At 73.1% G+C, this 3,444-nt stretch carries 4 protein-coding genes; 2 read left to right on the plus strand and 2 right to left on the minus strand.

All coding sequences use genetic code 11. The features are described from left to right. Positions 1 to 21 precede the first annotated feature (21 nt). A complete protein-coding gene (locus tag ABZ914_RS48685) occupies positions 22 to 654 on the minus strand; it encodes a TetR/AcrR family transcriptional regulator (RefSeq protein ID WP_500201407.1) in 633 nt (210 codons plus the stop codon). 80 nt (positions 655 to 734) lie between these two features. On the opposite strand from ABZ914_RS48685, the gene ABZ914_RS48690 reads away from it, so the two are divergent. After that, positions 735 to 1,454 (plus strand): SDR family NAD(P)-dependent oxidoreductase, encoded by a 720-nt coding sequence (locus tag ABZ914_RS48690; RefSeq protein ID WP_500201408.1) that lies wholly within the window; start codon positions 735 to 737, stop codon positions 1,452 to 1,454. A gap of 25 nt (positions 1,455 to 1,479) precedes the next feature. Here the strand turns inward: ABZ914_RS48690 and ABZ914_RS48695 are convergent, their stop codons facing one another. Next, on the minus strand, positions 1,480 to 2,424 hold the full coding sequence (locus tag ABZ914_RS48695; RefSeq protein ID WP_500201409.1) for an AraC family transcriptional regulator: 945 nt from the start codon (positions 2,422 to 2,424) through the stop codon (positions 1,480 to 1,482). Positions 2,425 to 2,507: 83 nt separating this feature from the next. Between ABZ914_RS48695 and ABZ914_RS48700 the strand changes: the two genes are divergently transcribed. Next, positions 2,508 to 3,344, plus strand: a complete 837-nt coding sequence (locus ABZ914_RS48700) for an SDR family oxidoreductase (RefSeq protein WP_500201410.1) — start codon at positions 2,508 to 2,510, stop codon at positions 3,342 to 3,344. The last annotated feature ends 100 nt before the right edge of the window (positions 3,345 to 3,444 follow it).

The following is a 3,444-nucleotide window of genomic DNA, read 5'->3' on the forward strand; positions in this document are numbered from 1 at the left end:
GCCCTGGAGCGGGCTCGCTGATCAGCCGCGGCCCATGAACTCGGCCATCTCCTCCGGTGACAGCGCGGGAGCGGGCAGCGGATGCGCCGCGCCCGCGCGCAGCCCGTCGAGGTAGACCCCCAGGAACCGGCGCCAGACGGCGGGCATCGCGTCCCCCGACTCGCGGATGATCTGGGACATCGCCCACATCAGCGGCACCAGGTCGGTGACCTCGAAGTCGCTCCGCAGCCGCCCGGCCGCCTTGGCCCGCTCGGTGATCGCGGCCAGGTGCTCGAATCCGCGGTGGCACGCCTCGCTCAGCTCGGACGCCGGCGGGAAGCGGCGCGCGAGCACGTCGTTCAGCCCCCGGTCCTCCGCCTGGAGCGCGACGATCCCTTCGATGAAGGCGGCGAACCCCGACCAGGGATCGGGATCGTCCAGCGCCGCCGCGGCGAGCCGGTCGAGCTCGGCCAGCCGGACGGGGAAGATCGCGTCGAAGAGGTCCTGACGTGCGGGGAAGTGGTTGTAGAGCGTGCCGATGCTGACCCCGGCGCGGCGCGCGACCTCCTCCAGCGGTGCGTCGAGGCCGCGGTCCCCGAACACCTGCGCCCCGGCCGCCACCAGCTTCTCGCGGTTCCGCGCGGCGTCGGCCCGCGCCGGCCTGCTCCTGGACATGCCGCCATCCTACGAAGTTGAGGAAACCCTCGACTTTCGGCTAACTTGAGGACCTCCTCAACTTATTGGAGGTCCCGACCATGACCGCGACGACCGTCGTCATCGGCGCCGGCCCCGGGCTCGGCATGTCGATCGCCCACCGGTTCGGCCGCGAAGGGCACGCGATCGCCCTCGTCTCCCGCAACGCCTCACGCCACTCCGGCTACCTCGAGTCGCTGGCGTCCGCCGGCATCGAGGCCACGTCCCACCCGGCGGACATCCGCGACCGCGACGGCCTGCTCCGCGCCCTCGACGCGATCACCGCGCGGCACGGCGCCATCGACGTCCTCTACTACGGTCCCGGCGCGGCCGACCCGGCCGCGCGCCCGGCACCCATCACGGAGACGGACGTCCCCGCCGCCCAGGAGGCGATGGGCTGGGTGTACCCCGCCATCGACGCGGTCCGCGCGGTCCTGCCCGGCATGCTGGAGCGCGGGGACGGCGCGCTGCTGTTCGCCGGCGGCCTCAGCGCGGTCGTCCCGCTGCCGACGATCGGGAACCTGGCGATCTCGTCCGCCGCCCTCCGCAACTACGCGATCACCTTGAACGCCGCGCTGGCGGACCAGGGCGTGTACGCGGGCACCCTCACCATCGGCGGCCTCATCGAGCGCGGCGACATCCACCGCATGTTCCTCGCGGAGTCGGAGCGGCTCGGCGGCATGACCGTCGGGACGCTCGACCCCGACGACCTCGCCGACGCGGCCTGGAACCTCTACAAGAACCGCGACAGCGCCGAAGCGATCTTCAACGTCCTCACCTGACACCCCGCCCGAGAACGCGACCGGGTCAGCCCGTCCCGCGCCGCCAGCGGGACGGGCTGACGCCCCGGGCGCGCTTGAAGGCCACGCTGAAGGCGAACGCGTCCTCGTAGCCGACCTCGCGCCCCACCGCCGCCACCGTGGCGTCGGTGTCGCGCAGCAGGTCGGCCGCGAGGGTCATCCGCCATCCGGTGAGGTAGGTGAGCGGCGGCTCGCCCACCAGCCCGGTGAAGCGCGCCGCGAACGACGCGCGGGACATCCCGGCCTCGGCGGCGAGCGCGGCGACGGTCCAGCGCCGCGCCGGGTCCCCGTGCAGCAGGCGCAGCGCGTCGCCGATCGCCGGATCCGCCAACGCCCGGTACCAGGACGGCAGCTCCGACTCCGGCCGCGCGCACCAGGCCCGCAGCGCCAGGACGAGCACCAGGTCCAGCAGCCGGTGCAGGACGGCATCCTGGCCGGGTTCGTCGCGGCCGACCTCGGCGGCGAGCAGATCCAACGCACCCCGCGTCCGAGGTCCGGCCGGGACGACCGCCACCGCAGGAAGCATCTCCAGGATCCGCCCGCCCACGTCACCGTGCAGCTCGTAGGCGCCGCGCAGCATGACGGTGGCACCGGGCAGCCCGTCGCCGTAGGTGCGGGGAGCGAGGTTCCACTCCCCACCCGCGACCGGATCGCCGCTGTCGGCCCGGTACTTCTTCCCCTGCCGGATCACGACCTGGGCGGGGGTGGACGGGTCGTCCGCGATCGTGTACTCGCCGGCCGTGGTGATGAGGGCGATGTCGCCCGCGCCGAGGCGGACCGGCGCCGCGGCGGCCCCCTCCAGCCGGACCGCCGCATGGCCTCCGAGCGTGGCGACCACCGTGAGCGCAGCCGTGTCGTCGAAGGTCAGCGCCCATGGCGGACGCTGGACCAGCTGCCTGACCAGCGCATCACCCGCACGCGCCCGATGCAGCAGATCGCTGAGGACGTCCATGCCGCACCACGCTAGACGATGACAAAGGTATCCGAGACGTTCTCTCATGGATCGTCTACGCCTGATGCGGTTGCGTAGGGGCCATGGACACCACACTCATCCTCGGCGCCACCGGGAAGACCGGACGCCGCATCGTCCGGCGGCTGCGCGCCGCCGGCCATTCCGTCCGCGCCGCGTCCCGCACGGGAAGCGACGTGACCGTCGACCTCGGCGACCCGGCGACCTGGCCGGCCGCCCTCGACGGCGCCACCGCCGTCTACCTCCTGGAGCCCGTCCTCCAGCCGGTCCCGGACCGCGAGGCGCGCATCCCCGCGTTCGTGACCGAGGCGGTCTCCGCCGGCGTGCGGCGCCTCGTCCTGCTCTCCGCCCATGGGGTGGGCGAGGCCGCCGACGACCATCCCCTCAAGTCCGCCGAACGGGCCGTGCGCGGATCGGGTGTCGGCTGGACGATCCTGCGCCCCGGCTGGTTCGCGCAGAACTTCAGCGAGTCGTTCTGGAAGCCGTGGGTCCTCAGCGGCACCCTGGCCGTGCCGACCGGCGACGGCCGCACTCCGTTCGTCGATGCCGAGGACATCGCCGAGGTCGCGGCGGACGCGCTCACCGACGACAAGCACAGCGGACGGACCTACCAGCTCACCGGGCCGCGGGCGATCAGCTTCGCCGAGGCCGCCGAGCTCATCGGCAAAGCCGCCGGGCGCACGGTCCGGCACGTCGACGTCACCCCGGAGGCCTTCGCCGAAAGGCTGGCCTCGAACGGCGTCCCCGCTGAGACCGCGAAGATGCTCGCCGGTCTCCTCGCGAACATTCGCGACGACCGGGAGGCGACGGTGTCCGACGGCGTCGACCAGGCCCTCGGCCGGCCGGCCAGGCGGTTCGAGGACTACGTCACGGAGGCCGCCGCGGCAGGCCACTGGGACTGACCCCGGAAATGCGAAAGGCCCCGCCGTGAACGGCGGGGCCTTCCTCACAAAATGTCCGGCGGTGTCCTACTCTCCCACACAGTCTCCCATGCAGTACCAT

Origin of the sequence: Spirillospora sp. NPDC046719, assembly GCF_040645715.1 — a bacterium.
In the GTDB taxonomy this organism is placed as follows: domain Bacteria; phylum Actinomycetota; class Actinomycetes; order Streptosporangiales; family Streptosporangiaceae; genus Spirillospora.

Coding starts and splice junctions, on each gene's coding strand:
- ABZ914_RS48685 (WP_500201407.1), bottom strand. CDS start 654: ATGTCCAGGAGCAGGCCGGCGCGGGCCGACGCCGCGCGGAACCGCGAG.
- ABZ914_RS48690 (WP_500201408.1), top strand. CDS start 735: ATGACCGCGACGACCGTCGTCATCGGCGCCGGCCCCGGGCTCGGCATG.
- ABZ914_RS48695 (WP_500201409.1), bottom strand. CDS start 2,424: ATGGACGTCCTCAGCGATCTGCTGCATCGGGCGCGTGCGGGTGATGCG.
- ABZ914_RS48700 (WP_500201410.1), top strand. CDS start 2,508: ATGGACACCACACTCATCCTCGGCGCCACCGGGAAGACCGGACGCCGC.